3 protein-coding genes are annotated in these 2400 nt (G+C 41.3%); all 3 read right to left on the reverse strand.

Features of this window, described 5'->3' with window-relative positions; genetic code table 11:
- The coding region (locus ORQ98_RS29800; RefSeq protein WP_425347736.1) for a transposase at positions 1-167 on the reverse strand (167 nt) is incomplete at its 3' end.
- 131 nt (positions 168-298) lie between these two features.
- Positions 299-727, reverse strand: a complete 429-nt coding sequence (tnpA, locus tag ORQ98_RS29325; protein ID WP_274692372.1) for an IS200/IS605 family transposase — start codon at positions 725-727, stop codon at positions 299-301.
- Positions 728-2183: 1456 nt separating this feature from the next.
- A partial coding sequence (locus ORQ98_RS29330; protein WP_274692373.1) for a hypothetical protein occupies positions 2184-2400 on the reverse strand: 217 nt, incomplete at its 5' end.

The raw sequence follows: 2400 nt of genomic DNA on the forward strand, positions 1-2400 counted from the left end.
GGGGGAGTAGAAGTGTTCATTTTATACTCTTTAACCCAGCGAAAGATATTTTTATCGGATGTGCCTAATCGGTGAGCAACCTCAGAAAGCTTCATTTGTTGCTCTACAACTAATTGGATTGCACCTTGTTTAAATTCTGGCGTGTAAGTCTTCTTCTTTTTGGTCATAACTTCTTCCAACAACACATGTGGCTATTATCTCTTAGTCATAACGCTCCCGCAGAGCGGGAGGCTTGACAGCATGAGCAGCCCCAAGGGCTGCCAATGTTAAAGTTCAGTGTTTAAAATTAGCTTCTGTGTTAAAAATCACCCTCTTCATCCGTGCCTTTTCCATCTAGTTGCTCTTGGTTTCGAATATACTTTCTAATCTGCTCTTCTTCGAATCCAACTGTTGAAATCGCATAACCTCTTGCCCATAACGACTCCCCATTGAAGTTTCTTTTCCTTCCACTAAATTGCCTTGCAACTGCTATGGCACTTTTACCTTTTAAATACCCTACTATTTCTGATACAGCATATTTTGGCGGTATCGCAATCAACATATGAACATGGTCCTGCACCATATGCCCTTCCAAAATCCTACAACGTTTTTGACCTGCTAACTCATGAAATAATGGGCCTAAAAAACTTCTGATTTTACCGTAAAGTATTTTTCTTCTTCCTTTTGGCACAAAAACCAAATGGTACTTACAATCCCATTTAGAATGACTTAAGCTTTGATATGACATGTGTATTGTTTCCTTTTATGTGGGCCGCCAAGCCACTGGAAACTTTACACATGTCTTCTTTCTCCATAAAACTGAATCTAGAGGCCAAGCCTTGAGAGTCAAACTAGTGGCTTACCTGTCAACGAGTTAAGTGTTGGTTTCTATAGCTAGAAAATCATAAAGTGACATAGTCGATTCGCTCAATAAACAGGCTGTATCTGAGGGTAGAGGCATTCTATTTATGCCACATTATAGATTTCCAGCTATATTAGACCACTACACTAGCTCTTCAAAAACCGATTTATTGGGCTCCATAGGCAAAGTTCGCCTAACATTCAGGTTTGGTTGCAAAACAAACAGTTTTTTGCTAAAAATCGGTGAAGTGGTGACCAAAGACAGGATCATCTAATCATCGGCCCTCTTTCGACCTATCAAACAATACACCAGTCGTCGTATAATTAAGCTTTCAAATTTACTTGACCACAACAAGTGTTTCTTTTTCTTAATAAGGTAGTCAGCCTACCAGAACTCAGACACCCCCCTAATTAGTTACACTGCATGTGTAGTCGTGATATGACTAGCCAGTCTACATGATTTAGAATTTAGTTTGAGTCACCTTTTTGACTGAGTTATTTGTGGGGTAGCTTTTAACCATCCGATCAGAGTAGACCGCTGGCCAGTTGGATTGGAGCCTATAAGCCAAGTATCCCCCTTAACCTAAGTGAGTTTGAAATTAAGTTAGATTGACAAGGAGTTTTCTCATGACCGCATCATGTAACCAACCACGTAACGACTGCCCACCTCGTGATCCATGTGCTCCGTGCCCTCCTGTTGTACTTTGCGGTTCAACAGCTAAGGTGTGCATTCCTGACGCTCAGTCCAAGCAGTTTAATGTCCAGTTTCCACCCAAAATATTCTGCACCGCACCATGCGTTCAGGTCACCATTCGTTGTGTTTCTGACAACGCAATCTATCAACTTCTCACGGTATGCACCACGAACATAACTCAGGGCGGATTCTCCGCTGAGGTAGCGAATACAATTGGATCCATAGCCGGTGCCGGTGCCACCGGCACCGACGGTGATGGTGTTGAAGTAATCTTGGACTGGCTTGCCGTTGTTATACCGGCTTAGTGATGAGTAATTCGCATAGACCCAGGTAGGCACAAAGGCCTCAGAGAGATGGTGCACAAATCCCCTCCGCATTATCATGTCCACCACCTGCTAACATACTTCACCAGGGCTTCTTTTGATTGAAGCCCTTTGCCTCATCCAAAACCTTTGTATCCTGCAGGACAATAAGGAAGTGCATTACACCCATATAGCTGAAAAGCTTGGATGGCTTGGTAATTACCAACTAAAAAATTTTAACTATTAACTAAATTGAGCATAGAAGACAAAGAGGTACAAACAGGCCTGTCATAATCAGAAATAACCACTAAGTACTGGTTCCTCAATTAGTGAAATTTATCAATACATCAATTGATGTTAAATAATTTTTTAAAATTGTTGATTATAAGTTTAGCCCCTGTAATATCTTTATTTCGCGTACTTGTTAGCATTGCTAGCAGGTTATTAGTTTGAGCTGGATCATCCATAGCTACTAGCAGGTTATTAATTTGGATTGGATCGTCCATAGCCGCTAACAGGTTATTAGTTTGAGCTGGATCGTCCATAGCCGCTAACAGGTTATTA

Origin of the sequence: Spartinivicinus poritis (assembly GCF_028858535.1) — a bacterium.
Lineage (GTDB): Bacteria > Pseudomonadota > Gammaproteobacteria > Pseudomonadales > Zooshikellaceae > Spartinivicinus > Spartinivicinus poritis.

Excerpts from the sequence above, each read along its gene's own strand:
- tnpA (WP_274692372.1), bottom strand. The coding sequence starts at position 727 with ATGTCATATCAAAGCTTAAGTCATTCTAAATGGGATTGTAAGTACCAT.